Consider the following 23,517-nt stretch of genomic DNA (forward strand, 5'->3'; position numbering starts at 1 on the left):
AGCCTGTTTGCAGGACGTGTTGCCGTGGTCGGGAACGCTTCGCTGCAATCGAGCGAATCATAGGGAGGACAGCCCGCCCGATAAATCGACGATTCTTTAATTTTCAGACGGGAGAAGACGTGCGAAAGCCGTCACTGGCGTGCGCCGTGACGGCCGAAAATGCAGAGAGAATCACGAAATCCGCTGGTGCGGCGGGGGCTCCGGTGAAGCGCGAATTTCGCGAGCAGTCAGGAGACCATCGCTGGGCGGATGCCTTGGCGCTGGCTCGCCATACTTCGATGCGCGGCCATGGCAAAGCCGAAGGCCATGGCGATCAACACGGCCGCGACCAGGCTCAGGTACTGCCCGCCTGTCGACTGGATTACGACCCCGCCCAGCAGGCCCGAGCAGGCCAGCCCCGTATAGGTAGCCGTATTGTTCAGCGCAAGCACCAGCGGCGCCGTCGTCGGGGACAACTGGACGAGCCGATGCTGTTGCGGAACGATGAGCCCCCATCCGCAAATGCCCCAGATGACCAGCGAAACCAGGGCCGTCGCCGCGTGGCCGGCCATCCACGGCAGCGCACAGAAGTTGAGGATCGCCACCCAGAGCATCGCGTGGATGATGTGGCGGCTCTCGAAGCGGTCCACGAGACGGCCGGCCATGAGGTTCCCGAACGTCGCGGCAACGCCCCACACCAGCAACATCCCAGCCAGAATGCGTTCGTCGCCACCCGTCACGCGCGCCAGCACCACGCCGGCGTAGGTGTAGACCATCAGGAACCCGCCGAACGCGAACAGTGACGTGAGCAAGGTCAGCGCGACGCGCCTGTCACGCAAGGGAGCAAGCCGCTCCCGCAACCGGACGGCCGCTGGCAATGGAACGGACGGCAGCATCGTCCAGACGCCGATCATCGCGACGATACCGAGCGCCGTGACGAACCAGAGCGTTCCCCGCCACCCGCCGAATCCGCCGATAAAGGTGCCGAGTGGCGAGCCCAGCGCCGTGGCCCCCGTCAGGCCGGCCGTGACCGTGGCCAGCGCACGCCCGCGCTTCTCCGGTGCGGCGAGCGCGGCGGCCACACCCAATGCGGTCGGCGAAAACAGCGCGGCGCCGAAGCCTGCCAGCACCCGGCTCAGCAGCACCCACTGGAGGTCGGTAGCGAGCGCGCTGATGGCGTTGCCGATCACGAAAATGCCCAGCGCGGTCACCAGCAGCCGCTTTCTCGGCAAGTTGCCCGCCACGGCGGCCATCACGGGCGCCGCCACGGCATAGGTCAACGCGTAGCAAGTCACCATCAGGCCGGCCATGCTGATCGATGTGTGCAACGAAGCCGCCACGCCGGGCAAGATGCCGGCGACGACGAAGTTGTCCGTGCCCATGGCGAACATGCCCAGCGCCAGTATCAGTAGTCGACGATCCATAGGAGCAACTCGGTGAAATGCGGTTGATATCGATCATATTCGCCGTTGACCGTGTCTCAAATGTCATATATACCGTCAATTCAGGACATGACCCCGGGTATCACCATGCACACGATCGGTTTCGTCGTCTTTCCGAACTTCTATCTGATGGGCCTGGCGGCCGTCACGGCGTTCGAGCTGGCCAACGTCGTCCTCGAAGAGCGGGCCTACGACGTGACGGTGCTGTCGGAGACCGGCGGACTGGTGATGTCGTCGGCCGGCATTCGGGTCGATTCGCAGCCCTTCGGCGACAACGCCTATGACACGGTCATGTTCGGCTCGGGGGTCGAGATCGACATCACTTCCGCCGCGTTGACCGCTTTCGTCGCCCGTTCGCTGAAGACGGCAAGGCGGATTGCGGCGCCATGCACGGGCGCCTTCATCCTGGCGCAGGCGGGCGTCCTGGATGGCCGGCGCGCAACCACCCATTGGCGGTTCGCGCATGACCTGCAGCGCCGCTTCCCGAAGATCGCGGTCGAAGAGGACCAGATTTTCATCGTGGACGGGCCGATCTGGACTTCCGCAGGCATGACGGCCACCATCGACATGGCGCTCGCCATGATCGAGAAGGACCACGGCGCGGAGGTCTCGCGCACGGTGGCGCGCAAGCTGGTCATCTATCATCGGCGCGCGGGCGGCCAGTCGCAGTTTTCCACGTTGCTCGACCTCGACCCGAAGTCCGACAGGATCCAGAAAGCCATCGACCACGCCAACGCCAACCTGCGCCATCCGCTGACGGTGGACGAACTGGCCGATGTCGCCGGGCTCAGTCCACGCCAGTTCAGCCGGGCATTCAGCGCGGAGACCGGTCAATCGCCCGCAAAGGCCGTGGAACACCTGCGCGTGGAGGCGGCGAGGCTGCTGCTGGAGAAAGGCCGACTTTCGCTGGACGTGATCGCGCAGGAAGTCGGATTCTCTGACCGCGAGCGCATGCGGCGCGCCTTCGTCCGCACCACCGGGCAACCGCCGCAGGCAGTTCGCCGCCTGAGCCGGGCCCCTGCCGAGCGATCGGCCTGACACCTTCCCATCGACAGTCTCCCCCCAACATGACCAGCACGCTCGATCACATCCCCCGCCACGCTACGGCCGCCCCGGTGTCTCTGGAAAGCGCCATCGAGGCCGCGGGCGTCGGCAAGTTCCAGTACCGGCTCTTTGTCATCTTCGGCCTGGTGTGGCTGGCGGACGCCATGCAGGTGCTGTCCATCGGCTTCAGCGCCCCGTCGATTGCGAAGACGTTCGGCATCTCCGTGCCCCAGGCGCTGCAAACGGGCACGTTCTTCTTCGTCGGCATGCTGGCGGGGGCGTTCTTCTTCGGGCGACTGGCGGACCGCATCGGCCGGCGGCCCGTGCTGATGACGGCCGTGGTCATCGACGCGATCTGCGGGGTCGCCTCCGCCTTCGCGCCGGACCTGACCTGGCTGCTGGTGCTGCGCTTGTTCACGGGGATTGGCGTCGGCGGCACGCTGCCCGTCGACTACACCATGATGGCCGAGTTCCTGCCCCGCGACCGCCGTGGCCGCTGGCTGGTCCTGCTGGAGTCCTTCTGGGCGCTCGGCACGCTCTGCCTGGCCTTGCTGGCGCTGGCAGCGCTGTCCTATGGCGATCAGGCCTGGCGCGCGATCTTCCTTGTCACCGCCATTCCCGCGCTGGTGGGCGTGGTCCTGCGCTTCTATATCCCGGAATCGCCGATGTTCCTCAACCGAAACGGGAAGCCGGACGCGGCGCGCGCGGTGCTCCAGCGTGTGGCCGATGCGAACGGCAGGCAGGTGGAAATCCCGCCGCTGCAAGCGGAGCGTGCCGCGCCAAAATCGGTCCTTGCGCTGTTCTCGGGCGGTCTTCGGCGCCGCACCCTGGCGCTGCTGGCGGCATGGGCGCTCGTCTCCATCGCGTACTACGGCGTGTTCGTCTACCTGCCGATCAAGCTCGGCGCCGAAGGATTCGCCTTCATGCGCGGGCAGGTCTTCCTGGTGATCCTCGCCATCGTGCAGTTGCCGGGCTACGCCTTGTCTGCCTATGGCGTGGAACGCTGGGGCCGGAAGCCCACCCTGATCGGCTTCCTGCTGCTCAGCGCCGCGGGGTGCATGCTGTACAGCTTTGGCACCGATCCCACGGTGGTGGTCGGCTCGACGCTACTCATGAGCTTCTCGCTGCTTGGCACATGGAGCGCGCTGTACGCCTTCACCCCCGAGGTCTATCCGACCGACCTGCGGGCCACGGGCATGGGCACGTGCGGCGCCGTGGCGCGTTTCGGCGGACTGTTCGCGCCCTCGATCATTGCCCCGGTGATGGCCACGCACTTCACCCTGGCGCTGGCCTTGATCTCCGCCATGCTGCTCGCCGGGGCGGTCGCCATTGGCGCCGTCAACGTGGAGTCGAGGAACCGCGCGCTGGATTAGGAGGACGGCACCAGATCCGGCGACGGCGCCCTCGGCACCAGCGCGAAGGCGATCTGGATCAGGCCAACGGTCAACCCCAGCGCGGCGCCCACCTTCCACGCGACGGAGTAGTTCTGCATCAGGTCATAGAGCCAGCCGCCCCCGAAGGCGCCGATAAAGCTGCCGATCTGGTGACTGAAGAACGCCACGCCGGCGATCATCGCCTGCCAGCGCAGGCCGAACGTCTGCGCAATCCATCCTTGCACCAGCGGCGACACGCCCAGCCAGAGAAACCCCATGACCCCGGAGAACACCAGCGTGCTTTCCGGGGTCGGCAGGGTGTGGAAGAACCAGATGAAGCCGAGGGACCGGCAGATATAGATGCCGCCGAGCAACAGCAGCTTGTTGACCCGCCCGCCCGCCCATCCGAAAAACAGGCTGCCCAGCACGTTGAATCCGCCGATCATGCCGAGCGCCTTGGCGGACAGCATCGGGTCCATGCCACAGATATCGAGGTATGCGGGAAGGTGCGTCGTCAGGAACACCAATTGCATCCCGCAGACGGTGTAGGCCAGCGCCATGACCACGAACGGCGGATGCCGCAGCGCGCCCATCAGGGCCTGGCGGCCACTCAGCTCCGGCTGCGCCCGCGTGGGCGCCTGGCGCGAAGTGTCAGAACGGCCAGCAAACCAGGCGGCGGGCAGCATCACCAGCGCCAGCACGACAAAGGCGGCCACGCCCATGCGCCAGCCCCATTCGCTGGCAATGCTCTGCCCCAGCGGCGCGGCGATCATCGCCCCGAGCGAACCGCAGGCCGACACGCAGCCGAGCACCAGGCTGCGCACCTGAACGTTCACGGCGCTCGATGCCGCGGCCATCGCCATCGCCGTGCCGGTGGAAGCCATCGCCATGCCGATCAGCACCCCGGCGCCGAGCACGACCGCCCAGAGTCCGTGGGACGTGGCGAGCAGCACCAGCCCGATCAGGTACAGCAACGCGCCCCCGACCATCAGCGGGCGGAACCCGGTTCGTACCGCCAGCGCGCCGGCAAATGGCTGCAACACACCCCAGGTGAGGTTTTGTACCGCCACGGCAATCGTGAAATCGCCCACTGAAATCCCGATGTCGCGGGTCAGGGGCGGCACGAAAATGCCCAGGCTCTGCCGCAGGCCCATGGCGAGCGACAGCATGACTGAGGCGCCAATGAGAATTGGCAGTGCGGGACGCAGCGAGGCAAGACGGGACATGCGAGGGCTCTTGTTATTAGCGGCCTGTGCACAGGCCGGAAATGCCATTTTCGTTGAATCGTCAATGAAAATACATCCTCGGGAATACCGAGGAAGCACTGCCCTGCAGAATGAGGGCGACGCATTACACTGTCGGCCATGCACCACATCCCCCAACCCTCTCCTGCACCGCTCATTGCCTATTTCTGGAGTGACGATGCCATCCGCAGCCGGAGTGTGAGTGACGTCGTGTTATCCGGCACGGTCGACATTCCCGAACCGCCGGCCCGGCTGCGCGCGGATTGGGCGCGGGAAATCGCGTCCAATATGTCGCTGGAAACCGGCGATGTCGAAGCGATGTCCCTGCCACGGGCGCGAATGCGCTGGCCCGACTACTCGGCCTGCGTACAGGCGGTGTCAGATTGGGCGCGCACCTTCGGCATGATTTTGTCGACCGACGTCGCGCTCATGGCCTGCCGCGGCGCGCGCTATCACCATGATGGAGAGCAATACGCCGGTCTGGCCTTCTGCAATCTCTTCCTGAGTGAAGACAAATGGCTGGACGTGCATTTTCCGGCGCTGGATCTTCGTATCCCCTTGCAACGGGGGACGGTGATGATCTTCGATACCTGCCAGCCGCACGCCGTCATTCGGCGCGGCAGCGATGGTTTCGATTTGGCCGATTTTCCCTCGGACCAGGATTGGACACAGCTATTTTTGACCTGGGAGTTGCCGGTCGAAAGTGCCCCCGTCGAACAGGCGCTCAACATCAAATTCGATATTGACCCTGCCGCTGCCGCGACGATGAATGCCGAGCAACTGCGGCTGAATGGCGAAAGGGTCGATGTCCGCCACGACTCCGGCCAGTGGCGACCGGCGGATTAACCGCCTCAGTCATCCGCTGCGTCGAACGCCTGCCGCACGCACGCCGCCAGCCGGCTAGCCAGGAAATTCAAGGGGAAATGGTCAGACGTGACCGCGAAGCTGCGGAACATGACCTCGCCCGCAAACGGAATCTCGCGCACATCGGGCAAGCCAAGCGCGTGGCTGACGATCGGACTCACGATGGACACGCCGAGACCCTTGCTGACCATCTTGCAGATCGTCGTGGCAAACGGCGTTTCGATGGCCAGCAGCCGCGAGCCGATCGGAAAGTGCCGGTCGATCTCCCGCCGGTTCGCGCTTTCCGCCGGCAGCGAAATGAAGGATTCCCCTTCGAAATCCGCCGGATTCAGGACCGAACGTGTCGCCAGCCGATGGGATGCGGGAACAATGCCCACGCCACGCGCGAGATTGATTTCCTCATATTGCAGGCTCGGTAGTTCGGTCGGAACGGAGCAAAATCCAATATCGCAAAATCCTCTCGCGATCCATTTAGCCACCACCTCGGACCTGCCCGTATTCAGCAGCACTGGAATATCGGGAAAATCCTGCCGAAAAAATCGCATGGCGTCCGGCAATATGCTGTCGGCAATGGAGCCGACGGCCCCCACGCGCAGTAGCCCGGTGCCCCGGCTGCGAATGGTGTTCGCACTATCGTCCAGAGATTCGAGTCCGATGAAAGCGCGTTCGACATCCGCATAGAACGCCTCGGCCTCTGCCGTCGGAATCAACTTGGTCCCCACGCGCTGAAACAACTGGAAGCCCACCTTGCTCTCCAGCAAGCCGATCCAGCGGCTGATATTGGGTTGCGACGTATGCAGAAGACCGGCCGCCGTGGTCATGGAGCGCGACATCATCACGGCGCGGAACGCCTCGATTTCTTTGAAGTTCATGGAACGGCCTCCCGAAAGATGGCGATTGTGGCACGCAGGGACGCATGCGCCACCCCGCCCTCAACCCATATCGGAATTGTATAAGACAGTGCGATCGGCTGATTTGACGCATGGGTTGTCGCAAACCAAACTCGATGTATGTTTATTTCAACCGAGTTTGAAAATGGAATCCAAAGTCAGCCGCCGGCTTAAGCAACCTCCCGCCAAAGAGGTTATCCAGTACATTTTCCAGCCGCGTACCACGCGTGAATTCTTTACCAAGAATTTCGAAGTGCTGACGCAAATCAACCTGGCCCATCTGGTCATGCTGGACCAGCAGGAGATTCTCGACAAAACCACCACGGCGACCCTCGCCAACGCCCTGCTGAAAATGCGGCGCGAGGGCCCCGAGGTCGTCGAACTCGATGAAGCGCGGGAGGATGCCTATTTCAACTACGAGGCGCACCTGATCCGCCTGATTGGCCAGAATGTCGGCGGCCGTCTGCACACGGCACGGAGCCGCAACGATATTGGGGCGACCAATGACCGGATCCGCGCGCGCGGCTTCGTGATCCGGATCTGCTCGGCGCTGGCCGGGCTATGCGATGCCGCGCTGAGCCAGGCGGATGCCTACGCTGACTACGTCATGCCCGGCTATACCCACATGCAGGCCGCGCAGCCCATCACCTATGGCTATTACCTGTCGGCGCTGGTGGAAGCCTGGTCCCGGGACATCGACCGCCTGATGCACGTCCTGGAAACCCTCGACGGCTGCCCGATGGGCGCTTGCGCGCTCGCCGGCACGTCATTTCCGGTCGACCGCACCCTCACCAGCACCCTGCTCGGCTTCAGCCAGCCGCTTGGCAACGCGCTGGACAGCGTGGCGTCCCGGGACTTTGCGCTGGAGTTGAGCGCGGCACTCTCGATCATGATGATCACCTGCAGCCGGATGGTGCAGGACTTCTATATCTGGTCGACGCCGGAATTCGGCTACCTGACGTTTCCGGACAGCATCGCCGGCACGTCGAGCATCATGCCGCAGAAGAAGAACCCGGTCGTGCTCGAATACCTGCGTGGCAAGACCGCCCAGCTGATCGGCCTGACGTCGGCCGCCCTCACGACGGTCAAATCCACGCATTTCTCGCATTCCGGCGACAGCAGCCGGGAAAGCACGCGAACCTGCTGGGAGAGCTGCGAAGAGGCCCTGAAGAGCCTGGAACTGATGAAGCTGCTGGTGCGGGACGTGCAGCCCGAGCGGGAACGCATGGCGGCGCGCGCGGCTAACGACTTCTCCACGGTGACCGATCTGGCCGACCTGCTCGTCCGCAAGGCCGACCTCTCGTTCCGCGATGCCCATCACATTATCGGCGCCGTAGTGCGGCGTGCGCTCGACGAGGGCCTGCCGGCGACCGCGATCACCCCAGCGATGATCGATGACGCCACTGCGGAGCAAGTTGGCAGGCCCGCCGGGCTCTCGGCCGAGGACGTCGCCCAATGCCTGGACCCGATCCGCAATGTGAACAGTCGCCAGTCGTACGGCGCGCCAGCCCCGCAAGGCGTGCGCGAGCGGCTCGACGTGCAGCGCCGCGCGCTCGATACCCGCACCACCGCGCTGGACGCCACCGTCACCCGCATCGACGACGCCGCCGCATTGCTGGAGCAGCGCACCCGGAACCTGGTAGCCGGCTGACAACATCAAGAATAGAGGAGACAACCATGTTCAAGTTCACCACCGTGCTCATCGCGGCCATGGCGTGCTGCTCGGCCGCCGGCGCGCAGGGCTACCCCAACAAGCCGATCGACCTCGTCGTGCCCTTCGCGCCCGGCGGCACTGTGAATCTCACCGCGCGGCTGCTGGCCACGCGCATGTCCCAGATGCTCGGACAGCCGGTGATCGTCGACAACAAGCCGGGCGCCGGCGGCGCCATCGGCGCGGCCTATGTGGCCAAGGCACGTGCCGATGGCTACACGCTGCTGTACGCCACCATGGGCAGCCAGGTGATCCAGCCGCTCCTGACGAAGAACCTGACCTTCTCGCCCGCGAAGGACTTCACGCCAATCGCGCTCTTCGCCACGGTGCCGAACGTGCTGGCTGTCTCCGCAAACACGCCGGCGAAGAACATGGCCGAACTGCTCCAGTACGCCAAGGCGAATCCCGGCAAGCTGAACATGGGCTCCGCCGGCCAGGGCTCCGTCAACCACATGATCGGCGAGCTGTTCATGCTGCGGACGGGCGTCAAGTTCACCCACGTGCCATACAAAGGCGCGGGACCGGCGACCACCGACCTCCTCGGCGGCCAGATCCAGATCCTGTTCGCGAATCTTCCGGGCCTGCAGCCGTATGCGAAGGCCGGCAAGATCCGGCTGCTCGGCGTGGCCAGCCACCAGCGCAATCCCGCGATTCCGGACGTGCCGACGTTTGAGGAACTCGGCATCAAGAACGCCGAGACCGAGTCTTGGTCAGCCCTGATGGCACCGGCCGGCACCAGCGCAGAGGTCATCAGGAAGCTGCAGGACACCGTGCGGACCGTCGCCACGGATCCGGCGATGGTCAAGCAGTTGATTGCCGAAGGCGCGCAGCCGTTCTATGGCACGAGCGACACCTTCGCCAAGGTGATCGCGGAGGACAACAAGCGTTGGACCGAGGTGGTCAAGCGCGCCAATGTCCAGCTCGATTAGGAACGGCGTGTTCGCGCCCACCCAACTGGGGCAGACCCGCCCCCCCATTACAGGGAGGGTAGCCTACCCTCTTTGACCTACATCATCCCCGAACACCGTATGTTTCGAGGGGATGACGATGGCACGCAAGTTTCCATGCTGCACCACGGCGAAGCGGCGCGCGATGCTGGCCGCACTCGCTGTGACCCTGGGGTTGTGCGCTGGCGGTGTTCGCGCTGAAACGTTTCCCTCCCGTCCGCTGCGCATCGTCCTGTTGATCGGCCCCGGCAGCAGCGGCGACGCCGTGTCGCGCTTCGTCGCCGACAAGCTCGGCGCTGCCTTGGGCCAGCCGGTCATCGTCGAGAATCGCCCCGGCGCGGAGGGCCTGATCGCTGTGCAGAGCGTCCTGAGCGCACCGGCCGACGGCTACAGCATCCTGCTGGTGACGCCTTCCATGCTCAGCGGTCCGCTACTGAACAAGGCCGCGAACTACGATCTCCAGCGGGACTTCCGCATGGTGTCGTTCCTCTACCGCAACTCCGCGCTGCTCGTGAAGGGGCCGCAGAAGCCCTACGCCGACGTGAAGCAGGCGCTGGAGACCGTCCGCGCCACGCCCGGCGCCGTCAGTTTGGCCGACTACGGCAACACCTACCGCGTCGCCGGCATGCTGCTGGCCCAGCAAGGTGGCCTGGCGTTCAATGCGGTCAGCTACAAGGGCTTCTCGCAGGCATCGGCCGATGTGATCGGCGGTGCGGTGGACCTCGGCCTGCTCGACGCCGGCGCCTCCATGCCGCTGGTGCGCGCGGGCAAGCTGCGCGCACTGGCCAGCACCGCCACGACCCGCCTGCCGGACCTGCCCGCCGTGCCCACGCTGCGCGAAACGGGCTTCCCCGGCTACGAGATGTATGTCTGGATCGGGCTCGCGGTCCGCCGCCAGACCGACGACGCCACGGCGCGGCGTCTGGAACAGGCTGTCGCCGCCATCACACGGTCCCCGGCCTACCTGCAATTCCTGACGACGTTTGCCGGCTCCGAAGCGATGTCCGTCTCGGGCGCGCAGGCCGATCAGGACCTTGCCAACGAATCCACACGATATCGGCGCGCAGTCGAGGCCATCCAGCAGGCCCGGCGCTGAATTCCCCGAACCTCCGAATCCCCCGCACACACAGAAGGAGTGTCATGAGCGAGCTTTGCAAGGATCGCGTCGTCGTCATTACTGGCGCCGGTCGCGGCATCGGGCGCGAGTACGCGCTGCAATTTGCACGCGCCGGCGCACGCGTGGTGGTCAATGATCTGGGCGCCGCACCTGACGGCGCCGGCGCGGCAAGCGGCCCCGCACAGGCGGTGGTCGACGAAATCCTCGCGGCAGGCGGACAAGCCGTGGCCAATACCGACGACATCTCGGACTGGGACGGCGCGCAACGCCTGATCCAGACCGCCATCGACCACTTTGGCGGGCTGGACGTGCTCGTCAACAACGCCGGCATCCTGCGCGACCGTACCCTCGTCAATATGACGGAAGCGGACTGGGACTCCGTGATCCGCGTCCATCTGCGCGGCACCTTTGCGCCGATGCGCCACGCCGCCGCCTATTGGCGCGACGAGGCCAAGGCCGGGCGCACCCGCGAGGCGCGCGTGATCAACACGAGTTCGTCGTCGGGCCTTTACGGCATCGTCGGCCAGACCAACTACGGCGCGGCCAAGGCGGGCATCGCCAATATGTCGATCGTTGCCGCACGGGAGCTGGAGCGCTACGGCGCCACCGTCAACGTGATCTACCCGACGGCCATGAGCCGCCTGACCGAAGACCTGTTCCGACAGAACGGCATGGCCGCGCAGGCGGAACAGACGCAGGCCGGCGGCGGCTTCGATCCGCTCGACGCCGGCAACGTCGCGCCGCTCGTGGTCTGGCTCGGCAGCACGCAATCCAGCACCATTACCGGACGCGTGTTCGGCGTGCGCGGCGGCGCCATCACGGTGGCCGAGGGCTGGCACGCCGGCCCTCGCATCGAGAAAGAGGGCCGCTGGCTGCCGGAGGAGTTGTCGGCGCACATCCCCGATCTGGTGGCCCGCGCCGCGCCCAACGCGCTGATCTCGGGCGAGATCCCGCACCGCGAGGGCGTTCCGGCATGACCCCGACTCCATCCCCCGTCGCGAAATTCACGCCGCAGCCGGTGCCCGGCACGCGCCCCTTCTGGGAAGGCACGCAGGCCGGCGAACTGCGCCTCCAGGTCTGCGACAGCTGCGGCACGCACGTGCTGTATCCACGCCCGCACTGCCACCAATGCGGTGCCGAGACCTTGTCGTGGGTCCGCGCCAGCGGCCGTGCGCGCCTGTATTCCTATGTGATCAGCCACCTGGCCATGCCGGGCTGGGCCGGCCAGACGCCCTACGTGATTGCCGTGGTGGAACTCGAGGAAGGCCCGCGCATGATGACGAATATCGTCGGCGTACCCGCCGACCCGGCGCACCTCGTGCTCGATATGCCGCTCGAAGTGGTGTTCGAGCCGCGCGGCGAGGTCATGCTGCCGCAGTTCAAGCCCCAGACGGAGGCCGCCCGATGAGCCGGCTCGACCAGATCATCGCCATTGCCGGCGCCGCCGAGACGGAACTGGGCGCCCTGCCCCACCTGTCCGAGATGGACCTGCGCGCCGACGCCGCGCGCCGCGCGCTGGCCGACGCCGGCCTCACGCTGGCCGATGTGGACGGCATCACGAGCGCCGTGGACAGCCCCATCGACGTCGCCCACTACCTCGGCATCACGCCCGCCTGGTACGACGGCACCTCGGTAGGCGGCTGCTCGTTCATGGTCCACGTGCGGCACGCCGCCGCCGCGATCCGCGCCGGACTCTGCAACACCGTGCTGGTGCTCCACGGCCAGTCCGGCCGCTCGCGTGTGGGCTGGCCGCCTCGCTCAGTGCCGCCATTCTCGATGCTGGGCCAGTTCGAGATGCCCTACGGCAGCGGCGCGCCGCCCAACACCTTCACGCTGCCGATGCTGCGCTACATGAAGGAGACCGGCACCACCCACGAGCAACTGGCCGAAGTGGTCGTGGCGCAGAGCCACTGGGCCGCCGGCAACCCGCGCGCCAGCCGCAACAAGCTGCTGACCGTGGACGACGTGATGGCGTCCCCGATGATCGCCTATCCGTTCCACAAGCTCGAATGCTGCGTGGTCACCGACGGCGGCGGGGCCCTGGTTATCACTACGGCGGAGCACGCGCGCAACCTCCGGCGCGCGGACAGCCCGGTCTACCTGCTCGGCTCGGGCGAGGCCTGCGACAGCCCGCTAATCTCGATGATGGACGACATGACCAGCTCGAAGGCATTCCGCCTGTCGAGCCGCCAGGCGTTCGCGGAGTCTGGCGTGAGCCACGCCGACATCGATCATCTGATGATCTACGACGCCTTCGCGCACCTGCCGCTCTATGGGCTGGCCGACCTCGGCTTCGTCGCGCACGGCGAAGCCGCCGGCTTCATCGAGGCCGGCCATACCCGCCCCGGCGGCAAGCTGCCGATGAACACCAATGGCGGCGGCATCCTGTACACGCATACCGGCATGTACGGCATGTTCGCGATCCTGGAGGCCGTGCGGCAGCTGCGCGGCGAGGCCTTCCGGCAGGTGGATGGCGTGCAGTGCAGTTTCGTGCAGGGGGTGGGCGGCATGTTCACGGCCGCCGCCGCGCTGGTGCTCGCCAACACGCTGCCATAGCTGGATGCCACCCGGAGACAACACGACCATGCAGAACGAAGACTGGACACACCTGGGCGACCGCGCGCGGCGGCACCCCGAGCGGATCGCCGTCATCAATGGCAGCAATGGCATCTCCCTGACCTACGGCGAGCTGGACCGGCGTGCCAACCGCCTCGCGCGGCGGCTCCAGCAAATGGGGCTGCGCCCGGGCGACCACATCGCCATGGTGCTGGAGAACAACCTCCGTTGTTTCGAAATCGGCTGGGCGGCCTTGCGCTCCGGGTTGCTCGTCACGCCGGTCAACCGGTTCCTGACGCCGGCCGAGGCGGCCTACATCGTCGAGGACAGCGAGTCGCGCGTGGTCATCAGTTCCCATGCCATGCGCGAGCTGGCCGAAGGGCTGACCGGGCTGATGCCGAACTGCCCCGCGCGGCTGATGGTGGACGGCACGATCGACGGCTGGGACAGCTACGAAGCTGTCGTCGCGACGGTCTCGGACGCCCCGCTCGACGCCGAAACCCTCGGTGCCCTGATGCTATACAGCTCGGGCACCACCGGACGCCCGAAGGGCATCGTGCGTGCCCAGCCTTCGACCCGGATGGCCGATTTCATCGACCCGTTCCGGCGCGGCCAACTGCGCCACTACGACTTCTCCGACGACATGGTCTACCTGTCGACGGCCCCGCTCTACCACGCGGCACCGCTGGCCTGGGCGCTGCAGCTGCAAGCCACCGGCGGCACCGCCGTGTTCATGGAGAAGTTCGAACCGCTCGCCGCGCTGGCGCTGATCGAGCGCTACCGTGTCACGCACAGCCAGTGGGTGCCGACCATGTTCGTCCGGCTGATGAAGCTGACCGAGCAGGAGCGGCACGGTTTCGACCTGTCGAGCCTGCGCATGGCCGTGCACTCGGCGGCGCCCTGCCCGGCCGACGTCAAGCTGCGCATGATCGAATGGTGGGGCCCCATCCTGCACGAGTACTACGGCTCCACCGAAGGCAGCGGGCTGACGATGATCGACAGTGCCGGCTATCTTGCGCATCCGGGCTCGGTCGGCCGCGAAGCCATCGGCAAGCTACACATCTGCAACGACGAGGGCGACGTCCTGCCCCCGGGGCAGCCGGGCCTGATCTACTTCGAGCGGGACACCCTGGCGTTCCACTACCACAACGATCCGGAGAAGACCGAGTCCGCGCGACATCCCCGGCATCGCAACTGGACCACGGTGGGCGACGTGGGCTATGTGGACGAGGAAGGCTACCTGTACCTGACCGACCGGAAGACGTTCATGATCATCTCCGGCGGCGTCAACATCTATCCCCAGGCGATCGAGGACGCGCTGGTCACGCACGAGAAGGTCGGGGACGTGGCGGTCATCGGCGTTCCGTGCGCCGAGATGGGCGAGCAGGTCAAGGCCATCATCGAGCCGGCACCAGGCATCGTGCCCAGCGCGGCGCTCGGCGAGGAGTTGATCGCCTACCTGCGCGGGAAGGTGGCGCGGTACATGATTCCGCGCTCGGTGGATTTCATCGACCGCATGCCCCGGTTGCCGACCGGCAAGCTGTACAAGCAGGCGCTGCGCGAGCGGTACCGCACCAGCCCCTGACGAAAACAGGGCCGCAAGGGCCTGTTTTCTTTCCTGCCACCGCTCGAACCGCCGCCGGCTCAGGCGCCCCGCCAGCCGGCAATCGCCTCGGGCGACAAGCCCCAGGCGGCCAGCGCGGCATCCACGCCGTCGGCATCGGGCGATTGCGGCGCCTGTGGCGGCGTCGGCATGGCCGAAGGCGTGCGGCTGAAGCGTGGCGCCGGCGCGGGCTGCACCACGCCATCCACCTCGACGAACGTGCCGCGCGCCTTCAGATGCGGGTGCGACGGCGCCTCGGCAAACGACAGGACCGGCGCAAAGCAGACATCGGTGCCTTCGAGCAGATCGCACCAAGCCGCGCGCGTGCGGGTGCGGAACGCGGCGGCGAGCACCTCGCGGGTATGCGGCCAGTTCGCGGTGTCCATCTGCGGGCCGATGGCGTCCACCGGGATGCCCATGCGCTCCAGCAACTCGGCATGGAAGCGGGCCTCGATCGGGCCGATCGAAATCCATTTTCCGTCGGCGCAGGCGTAGACATCGTAGAACGGCGCGCCGGAGTCCAGGATGTTGGTGCCGCGTTCGGGCTGCCACTTCCCGGCCGCCGCCAGCCCAAAGAACGTCATCGCCATGGACGCGGTGCCGTCCACGACGGCCGCATCCACCACCTGCCCCTGGCCGGAGCCGCGCGCCTCGAGGATGGCGGCGAGCACGCCCATGGCCAGATAGAGCGCCCCGCCACTCATGTCGCCGAGCAGCGCCAGCGGCACGGAAGGCGGCTGTCCCTGCCGGCCGATGGCATCGAGCGTGCCGGTCAGCGAGATGTAGTTGATGTCGTGACCCGCCACCTGGGCGAGCGGCCCCTCCTGCCCCCAGCCCGTGATGCGGCCGTAGACAAGCCGGGGATTGCGCGCCAGGCAGACGTCGGGGCCGAGCCCCAACCGCTCCGTCACACCGGGCCGGAATCCCTCGATCAGCGCATCCGCGCCAGCCACGAGTTGCAGGACGCGTTCGACACTGGCCGGCTGCTTCAGGTCCAACGCAATCGATGTGCGATTGCGCAGCGTGAGGTTGTAGCGCAGCGGCTTGCTGACGCCGAGGTCCACCGGCGTCTCGCGTTCGATGCGGATCACCTCGGCCCCCATGTCGGCCAGCAGCATCGCCGCCATCGGCCCGGGACCGATGCCGGCCAGCTCGACGATCCGTACGCCGGCCAGCGGCCCCTTGCGGTTCGCCTCCCCCATCTCAGCCCTCCATGGCCACTGCCGGCCGCTCGGCGACCAGACGCGTGCGGGCAAAGTCGAACAGCGTCGAAGCCGGCTCGGCCAGCAGCGCGCCGCCCAGCCGCGCAGCGCAGCGCGACTCCGTGCCCGCCGTGGTGCGCCATTCGTGCAGTCGGCGCGTGAACAGCCCCAGCACGTGTTCCTCGGTGATGCCGATGGCACCATGCACCGCGTGGGCGATGGCGGCGACGCGCGTGGCGGCCGCCGAGGTTCGCAGCTTGGCCGTCGCCGCGAGCAGCGGATCGGGCAGATATCCCGCGCTGGCCGCGCAGCCGAGCCGGGCCGCCAGCACCGCTGCCGCCACCTGCTCGGCCAGCACGCTCAACTCCTGTTGCACCGCCTGGAACTGGCCAATGGCGCGCCCGAACTGGCGGCGGTCGGTCGCGTAGGTCACGCCGAGCGCCTGGATGCGCTGCATGGCGCCCGCCATGCCCACGGCATGTAGCGCGTTGCAGAGCGTCTCGGCATCGGCCCCGGCGGCGGGAATACGCGCCACCGCCTGCGCCGAGCTGTGCCAGCGGACCGTGGCCGACACGCGCGGCCGGAAGGCACCGGGCTCGCGTTGCGCGCCTTCCGTCGGCATCAGCCACCAGGCGTCGTTTCGACTCAGCAATACATGGTCGGCCAGCGCCGCGCCGGGCACGTCCGGGCAGACGATCTGTCCGCCGACCTCCAGCGCGAGCGGGGCGATGGCGATGGCACCCGGGCCCGCCGTGATGCCGGCCGAGGCCAGGATGGCTCGCGCCACGGCGGTTTCGGCAAACGGCAGCGGCAGTCCGGCACGCGCCGCGGCCAGCGCCAGCGGGAACAAGTCGGACAGCGACAGCCCGGCGCCGCCACTCGCCTCGGGCAAGAGCGCGTCGGTGTAGCCGAGCGCGTCGATGCGCGCCCAGAGGTCGGCGGCGCCCTCGCCAGCTTCGGTCCGGCGCAGTTGTTCGTCGTCGCAGAGATCGAGCAGGGGCCGCTCGAATCCTTCCAGCAGGGAATCGGTCATCAAACCATCTCCAGTATCAGCGTAATCCGAGGCTGCGGGCGATGATGCCGCGCAGGATCTGGCGCGTGCCGCCGCGCAGCGAGTAGCTTGGGGCGAGCTGCATCACGTAGGCCAGCGTGCGTGCGAGCGCGGGCGATGGCACCTGCGCGTCGCGCTCGAGCGCCGTCTGGATCCAGTCGGGCATCGCCTGTTCAAATTCGGTGCCGAGGTCCTTGACCAGCGCGGCCTCCTGCTCGGGGTTCTCGCCCCGGTTCAGCTTGTCGGCCACGGCCAGCGACATCGCACGCAGCACCGCCAGATTGCCGACGATCCGGCCCGCGAGTTCGGTGGATGCCAGCGACACCTCGCCCGCCGCGTGAACCTCCGCCAGCCATGTTTCCGCCAGCACCAGGCTCGAATAGATGCGCTCGGGGCCGCTGCGCTCGAAAGCCAGCTCCGCCGTCACCTGCTTCCAGCCCGAGCCCTCCTCGCCAATCAGCGCGTCGGCGGGCAGTTGCACGTCCTCGAACAGCACTTCGCAGAAGTGGGCGTCGCCGGCCACGTCGCGGATGGGGCGGATCGTGATGCCGGGCAGCGAGAGGTCGATGACGACCTGCGACAAGCCCTGGTGGCGATCCTCGGTCACGCCCGACGTGCGAACCAGTGCCACCATGTACTGCGAGCGATGCGCGTTGGTCGTCCAGATCTTGCGGCCGTTGAGCAGCCAGCCCGCGTCGTTGCGCGTGGCCCGGGTGCGCACGCTGGCGAGATCGGAGCCCGTATCGGGCTCACTCATGCCGATGCAGAAGAACGCTTCGCCGCGAATGATGCGCGGCACGTAGAAGTCACGCTGCGCCGGCGTGCCGTAGCGCAGGATCAGTGGCGCGGTCTGCCGGTCGGCGATCCAGTGGGCGGAGACCGGCGCGCCGGCAGCGAGCAATTCCTCGAGTAGCACGAAGCGCGCGAAGCCGCTGCGGCCACCGCCGCCGTATTCCCGTGGCAGGGTCAGGCCGATCCAGCCCTGTGCGGCGAGCGCCTGGCTGAAGCTGGCATCGAAGCCAAGCCATGAGCGGGAGCGGACCTCGGGTGCGACGTCGCGCATCGCCGAGCGCAGGAAGGCGCGCACCGGTGCACGCAGGGCCTCGTCCTCGGGCGGGATCGCAATCAGGCCGGGTGTGGGAAGCAAAGTCGTCAAGATGGCTCCGGTTTTTGCATGGCCGGCAGGCCGCCTGTTGCGGTGCCGGGATGGCATAATCTATGGCCCCCGCCCGGCCGCGTCCAATACCGGATAGAGACCGCCCGATACGCCAGCCGTATTGCCAACCGCCCTTCTTCGCGCCCATGGAGCTTCGTCAACTCAGGCAAGTCCTCGTTCTTGCGGAAACGCTGAACTTTCACCGTGCTGCCGAAAAACTGCACATGGCGCAGCCGCCGCTTTCCACGTCGATCCGCAAGCTCGAGGAAGAGCTGGGCGTGACGCTGTTCGATCGATTGCCGTCGGGCCTGCGCCTGACGCCGGCGGGCGAGGTGGTGCTGCGCAACGCGCGCCGCACGCTGTTCTATTCGGAGGAAGTGCGCCGTGCCGCGCGCGAGGGCGAAGCGGGCGAGCAAGGCATGCTGCGGCTGGGGTTCATCGGATCGGCCACGTACTCAGTGATGCCGGAACTGCTGCGTACGTATCGGCGACAGTACCCGGGCGTGGACCTCGCCATCGAGGAATCGACGACCGTGGAACTGCTGAGCCGGCTCGAGGACCACTCGCTCGACGTGGCGCTGGTGCGCTACCCGGTGCTCGAACCCACCAATGCCGAACTGACCCTGCTGCAGCGCGACCACTTCATGCTGGCCGTCAGCACGGACTCGCCGCTGGCCGCACAGGCGGACATCGCCCTATCCGAACTGGGGGATGTGCCCTTCATCATGTACTCGCGCACGCGGGTGCCGTCGATGCACATGCTGATCACCTGCGCGCTGCACGGCGCCGGCATCAAGCCGCGCATCGCGCAGGAAGCGGTGCAGGTGCAATCGATCCTGAGTCTGGTGGATAGCGGGCTGGGCGTGGCGCTGGTGCCGAACAACGCGGTCAAGTACGCCGGCACCGGCGTGCGGCTGCTGCGGCTGCGGGACTGGCCCATGCAACAGGCCATGGGCGTTGCACTCGCCACGCTGCCGGATGCGATGACCGCCACGGCGAGCAATTTCGTCGCCGTCGCCCGCAGCATCGCTGCAGCGGGCTTGGCGGGCGAGGCTGGCGGCACTACTCCTGGTGGATATTCGCCGTCTTGACGATGCGCCGTGTCCGCTCGATCTCGCTGACCTGGAAATCGCGGAACTGCTGTGGAGTGGCCGGGAACACCGTGCCGCCCATCGTCTCGATGAAACGCGCGCTTTCCTGCGTCGCAAGGAGATCACCCACCGCCTTGGCAATCCGGTCGACCACGGCCTGCGGCGTCTTGGCCGGCAGGAACACGCCGGTCCAGGCGAACGCCTCGTAGCCCTTGCTGCCGGTCTCGGCGATGGTGGGCACGCCGGGCAGCTCCTTGAGCCGTTCCGGGCTGCCTACCGCCAGCGCGCGCACCTTGCCGGCTCGCACCAGCGGCATCACGGCGCTCACCTCCGCCATCGTGTAATCCACGCTCCCGCCGGCGAGGTCGCTCATGGCGAGCGACGTCCCCTTGTACGGCACGGGCATGGCGCGGATACCACGCGTTTCGTGGAACAGTTCCAGCGCCACCTGATAGGTCGGCGTGCCGGCTGCGTAGTTCAGCTTGCCCGGCGCGTTGCGCGCGGCCGTGACCAGTCCGTCGAGCGTCGTGTACGGCGAGCTGGCGGGCACCGCCAGCACCATCGGGAACCGCGCGATGCGCGCCACGGGCACGAAGTCCTTGATCGGGTCATAAGGCAGCTGGCGGAAGACTGCCGCGTTGGTCACCATCGGCGAGTTGCTGGCGACGAACATCGTGTAGCCGTCCGGTGCCGACTCGGCTACCTGGCGCGCGGCAATGAAACTGTTGGCGCCCGGCTTGTTCTCGACCACGAAGGGCTGGCTGAACTTCTCGGTCAGGTGCTTGCCGATAAAACGCGCGGTGGTGTCGGCGCCGCTGCCGGGCGGCAGCGATACCACGATCTTGACCGGCCGGTCTGGGTAGTCCGCGGCGGCGGCGGCGCCGCTGGTAGCGCAAAGCATGGCGGCCATGCACAGGCCCGCGATTTGTCGATGCATTGTTGTCTCCATTATGGTTATGTGCCGACCGGCGACGGCCGGCTGGTGTGACGCTAGCGCTTCAGGAAACCGTCGAGCGCGGCCTCGTGCTCCTCGGTATGGTGCGCCAGCGCCTGGAAGCCGGCGGACATTTCGAGCAGCGTGGCAAGGCTGGTTTGCTGGCCTTCGCGCAGCAGCCGCTTGGTCATGCGCAGCGCGTGCCCCGGGTTGGCGGCGATTCGCCCCGCCAGCGACATGGCGGCCGGCATCAACTCGTCCGCAGGCACCACGCGCGAGACCAGCCCCCACGCCAGCGCCTGCTGCGCATCGATCGCCTCGCCCGTGAACGACATCTCGCAGGCGCGCGACATGCCCACGGCACGCGGCAGCAGCCACGCCCCGCCATCGCCGGGTAGCAATCCCAACTTGACGAAGCTCTCCGCGAACACGGCCTTGTCCGAGGCAATCCGGATATCGCACATGCACGCGAGGTCATTGCCGGCACCGTACGCGGGGCCGTTCACGGCGGCGATCGTCGGCACCTCAAGCGCCTGCAATGCCAGCGGCAGCCGCTGGATGCCGTTCCGGTACGCGTAACGGCTATTCGCAGGCACGCCCAGCCCGGTGCCGACGGTATCGCGCAGCGTCTTCAAGTTACCGCCTGACGAGAACGCCGGGCCCGCCCCGGTCAGCACCAGCACACGCACCGAGAGGTCGTCGTTGATCGCCTGGCACAGGTCGACGATGCTCTCTATCGCATCGTCATCCGACAAGGCGTTGCGGGTCTGCGGGCGGTTCATCGTGGCAACGGCCACGTGTCCGATGGTTTCGATCTTGAGGAAGTCGCTCATGCTTGGATTCTGATTTCGGTAAGGGGACGAAAGGCAGCCCTGCAGCCGCCGGCTATTCCTTCTCCACGCCGGCCGACCGCGCGGCGACGCTTCATATCCATCTGTTGCCTCCTCAGTAGGACTTCGGCAGGCCAAGCACCTTCTCGGCCACGAAGCACAGGATCAGCTGCGGGCTGATCGGTGCGATGCGGGGAATCAGCGATTCGCGCAGATAGCGCTCCACGTGATACTCCTTGGCATAGCCATAGCCGCCGTGCGTCATCACCGCCGTCTGGCAGGACTTGTAGCAGGCCTCGGCCGCGAGGTACTTGGCCGCATTGGCCTCCGCGCCGCAGGGCTCGCCGCGATCGAACTTCGCAGCCGCGTTGAGCACCATCAGGTTGGCGGCTTCCAGCTCCATCCAGCATTCGGCCAGTGGATGCTGGATGCCCTGGTTCTTGCCGATCTGGCGGTCGAACACGATACGTTCCTTGGCGTACTGCGTGGCCCGCGCAAGCGCCACGCGCCCGAGCCCAACCGCTTCCGCCGCCACCAGGATCCGTTCGGCGTTCATGCCATGCAGGATGTACTGGAACCCCTTGCCCTCTTCGCCGATGCGGTCCTCCACGGGCACCTTGAGGCCGTCGATAAAGACTTGGTTGGTGTCGACAGCCTTGCGGCCCATCTTGTCGATCTCGCGGGTCTCCACGTGGTTCCGGTCGATGGTCGTGTAGAACAGGCTCAGGCCTTCCGTCTTGCTCTTGATGGCCTCCAGCGGCGTGGTGCGCGCCAGGATCAGCATCTTCTCCACGCAACTGGCGGTGGAGATGAAGGTCTTGGCGCCGTTCAGCACGTAGTGATCGCCGTGCCGGTCCGCGCGCGTCTTCAGTTGCGTAGTGTTGAGGCCGGTGTTGGGCTCGGTCACGGCGAAGCAGGCCCGCTCGCTGCCCTGAATCAGGGGCGGCAGCATGCGTTGCTTCTGCGCCTCGCTGCCGAAGACCACCACCGGGTTCAGGCCGAAGATGTTCATGTGCACGGCCGAAGCCCCGCTCATGCCGGCACCGGATTCGGCGATGGCCTGCATCATGATGGCGGCCTCGGTAATGCCGAGGCCCGAACCACCGTAGGCTTGCGGGATGCAGATGCCCAGCCAACCGTCCCTGGCGAGCGCCTGATGGAAATCGGTCGGAAAGCCGCCGACCTTGTCCTTCTCCAGCCAATACTCGGCGTCAAAGCGCTCGCAGACCTTCAGGATGGCCTCGCGAATCTCGCGATGTTCGGGGGAATGATCGAAGGTCATGCTCATGCCACCTCCACCGCCATGGCCGTGGCTTCTCCGCCACCGAGGCACAGGCTCGCCACGCCACGGCGCAGCCCCCGTTCGCGCAGCGCGTGGACCAGCGTCACAAGCAGCCGGGCGCCCGTCGCGCCGACCGGATGGCCCAGCGCGCAGGCGCCGCCGTTCACGTTGACGCGCGCATGCGGCAGGTTCAGTTCGCGCATGGCGAGCAGCGTCACCACCGCAAAGGCCTCATTGATTTCGAACAGGTCGACGTCGCCAGCCTGCCAGCCGGCCTTGTCCAGCACGCGGCGGATGGCGCCCACCGGTGCGAGCGAGAACTGCCCCGGCGGCAGTGCATGCGTGGCGAGCGCGGTGATCCGGGCCAGCGGCGCGATGCCCTTTGCCCGCGCATCCGCCTCGCGCATCATGACCAGCGCGGCGGCGCCGTCTGAAATCGACGACGCGTTGCCTGGCGTCACCGTGCCCTCGGTGCGGAAGGCGGGCGACAGACGTGGGATCTTGTCGATGTCGCAGCGCGCCGGGGTCTCGTCATCGCGCAGCGGCTCGCGATTGCGGCTCTTCCCCGACTTCGGCGACAGCTCGACGATCTCCGCCACAAAGCGGCCTTCGCGCCCCGCAGCCTGCGCACGCGCCACGCTTTCGGCGGCGAACGCATCCTGCGCCGCGCGCGAGATGCCAGCCTGTTCGGCGGTCAGGTCGGCGTAATAGCCCATCAGATGGCCTTCATACGCATCCTCAAGACCATCGCGATACATATGGTCCAGGAACTGCCCGTGGCCGAGGCGGTAGCCCTGCCGGCCGCGGGGCACGAGGTGCGGCGCGTTGGTCATCGACTCCATGCCGCCCGCCACCGCCACCGTGCAACTGCCGGCGCGCAGCAGGTCATGCGCCAGCATGGCTGCCTTCATGCCGGACCCGCACATCTTGCTGATCGTCGTGGCCGGCACCGATGGCGGCAATCCCGCCGCAAGCACGGCCTGCCGGGCCGGGGCCTGGCCAAGGCCGGCGAACAGGCAACAGCCCATGATGGCTTCGTCGACGCTATCGGCCGACACCCCTGCCTGCGCCACGGCGGAGGCAATGGCGGCAGCGCCAAGCTCGGGCGCCGAGAACGTCGATAAAGCGCCCTGGAACGCGCCGATGGGCGTGCGCTGCGCGCCCACGATGACAATGGATGAATCTTGCTCGTGCATCACTG

The 23,517-nt window shown here is 66.9% G+C and carries 21 protein-coding genes; 11 read left to right on the plus strand and 10 right to left on the minus strand.

Annotated features, from left to right (window positions below):
• Positions 1-227 precede the first annotated feature (227 nt).
• On the minus strand, positions 228-1,403 hold the full coding sequence (locus AC1DEL_RS03790; protein WP_477125232.1) for an MFS transporter: 1,176 nt from the start codon (positions 1,401-1,403) through the stop codon (positions 228-230).
• A gap of 105 nt (positions 1,404-1,508) precedes the next feature.
• Between AC1DEL_RS03790 and AC1DEL_RS03795 the strand changes: the two genes are divergently transcribed.
• Together AC1DEL_RS03795 and AC1DEL_RS03800 are read left to right on the plus strand one after the other, a co-directional pair.
• Positions 1,509-2,459 carry a GlxA family transcriptional regulator gene (locus AC1DEL_RS03795; RefSeq protein ID WP_092293333.1) on the plus strand — a complete coding sequence of 317 codons (951 nt, stop codon included), beginning with the start codon at positions 1,509-1,511 and terminating at the stop codon, positions 2,457-2,459.
• Positions 2,460-2,488: 29 nt separating this feature from the next.
• Complete coding sequence (locus AC1DEL_RS03800; protein WP_092293061.1) at positions 2,489-3,838, plus strand: MFS transporter; 1,350 nt, start codon at positions 2,489-2,491, stop codon at positions 3,836-3,838.
• On the opposite strand, the gene AC1DEL_RS03805 is transcribed toward AC1DEL_RS03800, so the two are convergent.
• Positions 3,835-5,064, minus strand: a complete 1,230-nt coding sequence (locus AC1DEL_RS03805) for an MFS transporter (RefSeq protein WP_441591062.1) — start codon at positions 5,062-5,064, stop codon at positions 3,835-3,837. The two genes, AC1DEL_RS03800 and AC1DEL_RS03805, sit on opposite strands and share 4 nt — an antisense overlap.
• A gap of 138 nt (positions 5,065-5,202) precedes the next feature.
• Between AC1DEL_RS03805 and AC1DEL_RS03810 the strand changes: the two genes are divergently transcribed.
• On the plus strand, positions 5,203-5,928 hold the full coding sequence (locus tag AC1DEL_RS03810) for a hypothetical protein (RefSeq protein ID WP_477125233.1): 726 nt from the start codon (positions 5,203-5,205) through the stop codon (positions 5,926-5,928).
• 5 nt (positions 5,929-5,933) lie between these two features.
• Here AC1DEL_RS03810 and AC1DEL_RS03815 read toward each other — a convergent pair whose 3' ends face one another.
• The gene (locus AC1DEL_RS03815) at positions 5,934-6,818 is read right to left on the minus strand and encodes a LysR substrate-binding domain-containing protein (RefSeq protein ID WP_092293055.1); all 885 of its coding nucleotides are present in this window, start codon (positions 6,816-6,818) and stop codon (positions 5,934-5,936) included.
• Positions 6,819-6,981: 163 nt separating this feature from the next.
• Between AC1DEL_RS03815 and argH the strand changes: the two genes are divergently transcribed.
• From argH to AC1DEL_RS03850, 7 genes are all read left to right on the plus strand, one after another.
• On the plus strand, positions 6,982-8,487 hold the full coding sequence (gene argH / locus AC1DEL_RS03820; RefSeq protein ID WP_477125234.1) for an argininosuccinate lyase: 1,506 nt from the start codon (positions 6,982-6,984) through the stop codon (positions 8,485-8,487).
• A 26-nt stretch (positions 8,488-8,513) separates the two neighbouring features.
• Positions 8,514-9,476, plus strand: coding sequence for a Bug family tripartite tricarboxylate transporter substrate binding protein (locus tag AC1DEL_RS03825; protein ID WP_092293051.1), 963 nt, complete (start codon positions 8,514-8,516; stop codon positions 9,474-9,476).
• Between the two features lie 118 nt (positions 9,477-9,594).
• Positions 9,595-10,590 (plus strand): Bug family tripartite tricarboxylate transporter substrate binding protein, encoded by a 996-nt coding sequence (locus tag AC1DEL_RS03830; protein ID WP_477125235.1) that lies wholly within the window; start codon positions 9,595-9,597, stop codon positions 10,588-10,590.
• Positions 10,591-10,634: 44 nt separating this feature from the next.
• A complete protein-coding gene (locus AC1DEL_RS03835) occupies positions 10,635-11,588 on the plus strand; it encodes an SDR family oxidoreductase (protein WP_092293047.1) in 954 nt (317 codons plus the stop codon).
• Complete coding sequence (locus AC1DEL_RS03840; RefSeq protein ID WP_441591065.1) at positions 11,585-12,019, plus strand: Zn-ribbon domain-containing OB-fold protein; 435 nt, start codon at positions 11,585-11,587, stop codon at positions 12,017-12,019. The genes AC1DEL_RS03835 and AC1DEL_RS03840 overlap by 4 nt, the downstream gene beginning before the upstream one ends.
• The gene (locus AC1DEL_RS03845; protein WP_477125236.1) at positions 12,016-13,167 is read left to right on the plus strand and encodes a thiolase C-terminal domain-containing protein; all 1,152 of its coding nucleotides are present in this window, start codon (positions 12,016-12,018) and stop codon (positions 13,165-13,167) included. The genes AC1DEL_RS03840 and AC1DEL_RS03845 overlap by 4 nt, the downstream gene beginning before the upstream one ends.
• Before the next feature lie 28 nt (positions 13,168-13,195).
• Positions 13,196-14,752 (plus strand): acyl-CoA synthetase, encoded by a 1,557-nt coding sequence (locus AC1DEL_RS03850; RefSeq protein WP_477125237.1) that lies wholly within the window; start codon positions 13,196-13,198, stop codon positions 14,750-14,752.
• 59 nt (positions 14,753-14,811) lie between these two features.
• Here AC1DEL_RS03850 and AC1DEL_RS03855 read toward each other — a convergent pair whose 3' ends face one another.
• From AC1DEL_RS03855 to AC1DEL_RS03865, 3 genes are read right to left on the minus strand one after another with little or no spacing between them, the layout of a single operon-like run.
• Positions 14,812-15,972 carry a CaiB/BaiF CoA transferase family protein gene (locus tag AC1DEL_RS03855; RefSeq protein WP_477125238.1) on the minus strand — a complete coding sequence of 387 codons (1,161 nt, stop codon included), beginning with the start codon at positions 15,970-15,972 and terminating at the stop codon, positions 14,812-14,814.
• Between the two features lies 1 nt (position 15,973).
• Positions 15,974-17,005: an acyl-CoA dehydrogenase family protein gene (locus AC1DEL_RS03860; protein WP_477125239.1), complete on the minus strand. Its 1,032-nt coding sequence runs from the start codon at positions 17,003-17,005 to the stop codon at positions 15,974-15,976.
• Between the two features lie 16 nt (positions 17,006-17,021).
• Positions 17,022-18,179 (minus strand): acyl-CoA dehydrogenase family protein, encoded by a 1,158-nt coding sequence (locus tag AC1DEL_RS03865; RefSeq protein ID WP_477125240.1) that lies wholly within the window; start codon positions 18,177-18,179, stop codon positions 17,022-17,024.
• A 146-nt stretch (positions 18,180-18,325) separates the two neighbouring features.
• Between AC1DEL_RS03865 and AC1DEL_RS03870 the strand changes: the two genes are divergently transcribed.
• The gene (locus tag AC1DEL_RS03870; RefSeq protein WP_441591069.1) at positions 18,326-19,270 is read left to right on the plus strand and encodes a LysR family transcriptional regulator; all 945 of its coding nucleotides are present in this window, start codon (positions 18,326-18,328) and stop codon (positions 19,268-19,270) included.
• Here the strand turns inward: AC1DEL_RS03870 and AC1DEL_RS03875 are convergent.
• The 4 genes from AC1DEL_RS03875 to AC1DEL_RS03890 form a co-directional block, all read right to left on the minus strand.
• Positions 19,242-20,207, minus strand: a complete 966-nt coding sequence (locus tag AC1DEL_RS03875; RefSeq protein ID WP_477125241.1) for a Bug family tripartite tricarboxylate transporter substrate binding protein — start codon at positions 20,205-20,207, stop codon at positions 19,242-19,244. The genes AC1DEL_RS03870 and AC1DEL_RS03875 overlap by 29 nt on opposite strands.
• A 53-nt stretch (positions 20,208-20,260) precedes the next feature.
• The gene (locus tag AC1DEL_RS03880; RefSeq protein WP_454757020.1) at positions 20,261-21,037 is read right to left on the minus strand and encodes a crotonase/enoyl-CoA hydratase family protein; all 777 of its coding nucleotides are present in this window, start codon (positions 21,035-21,037) and stop codon (positions 20,261-20,263) included.
• A gap of 112 nt (positions 21,038-21,149) precedes the next feature.
• Entirely contained in the window at positions 21,150-22,316 is a 1,167-nt protein-coding gene (locus tag AC1DEL_RS03885) for an acyl-CoA dehydrogenase family protein (protein WP_477125308.1), read from the minus strand.
• A gap of 2 nt (positions 22,317-22,318) precedes the next feature.
• Positions 22,319-23,512 carry a thiolase family protein gene (locus AC1DEL_RS03890; RefSeq protein ID WP_477125242.1) on the minus strand — a complete coding sequence of 398 codons (1,194 nt, stop codon included), beginning with the start codon at positions 23,510-23,512 and terminating at the stop codon, positions 22,319-22,321.
• Positions 23,513-23,517: the final 5 nt, after the last annotated feature.

The organism is Cupriavidus sp. 10L43_2 (assembly GCF_056395265.1).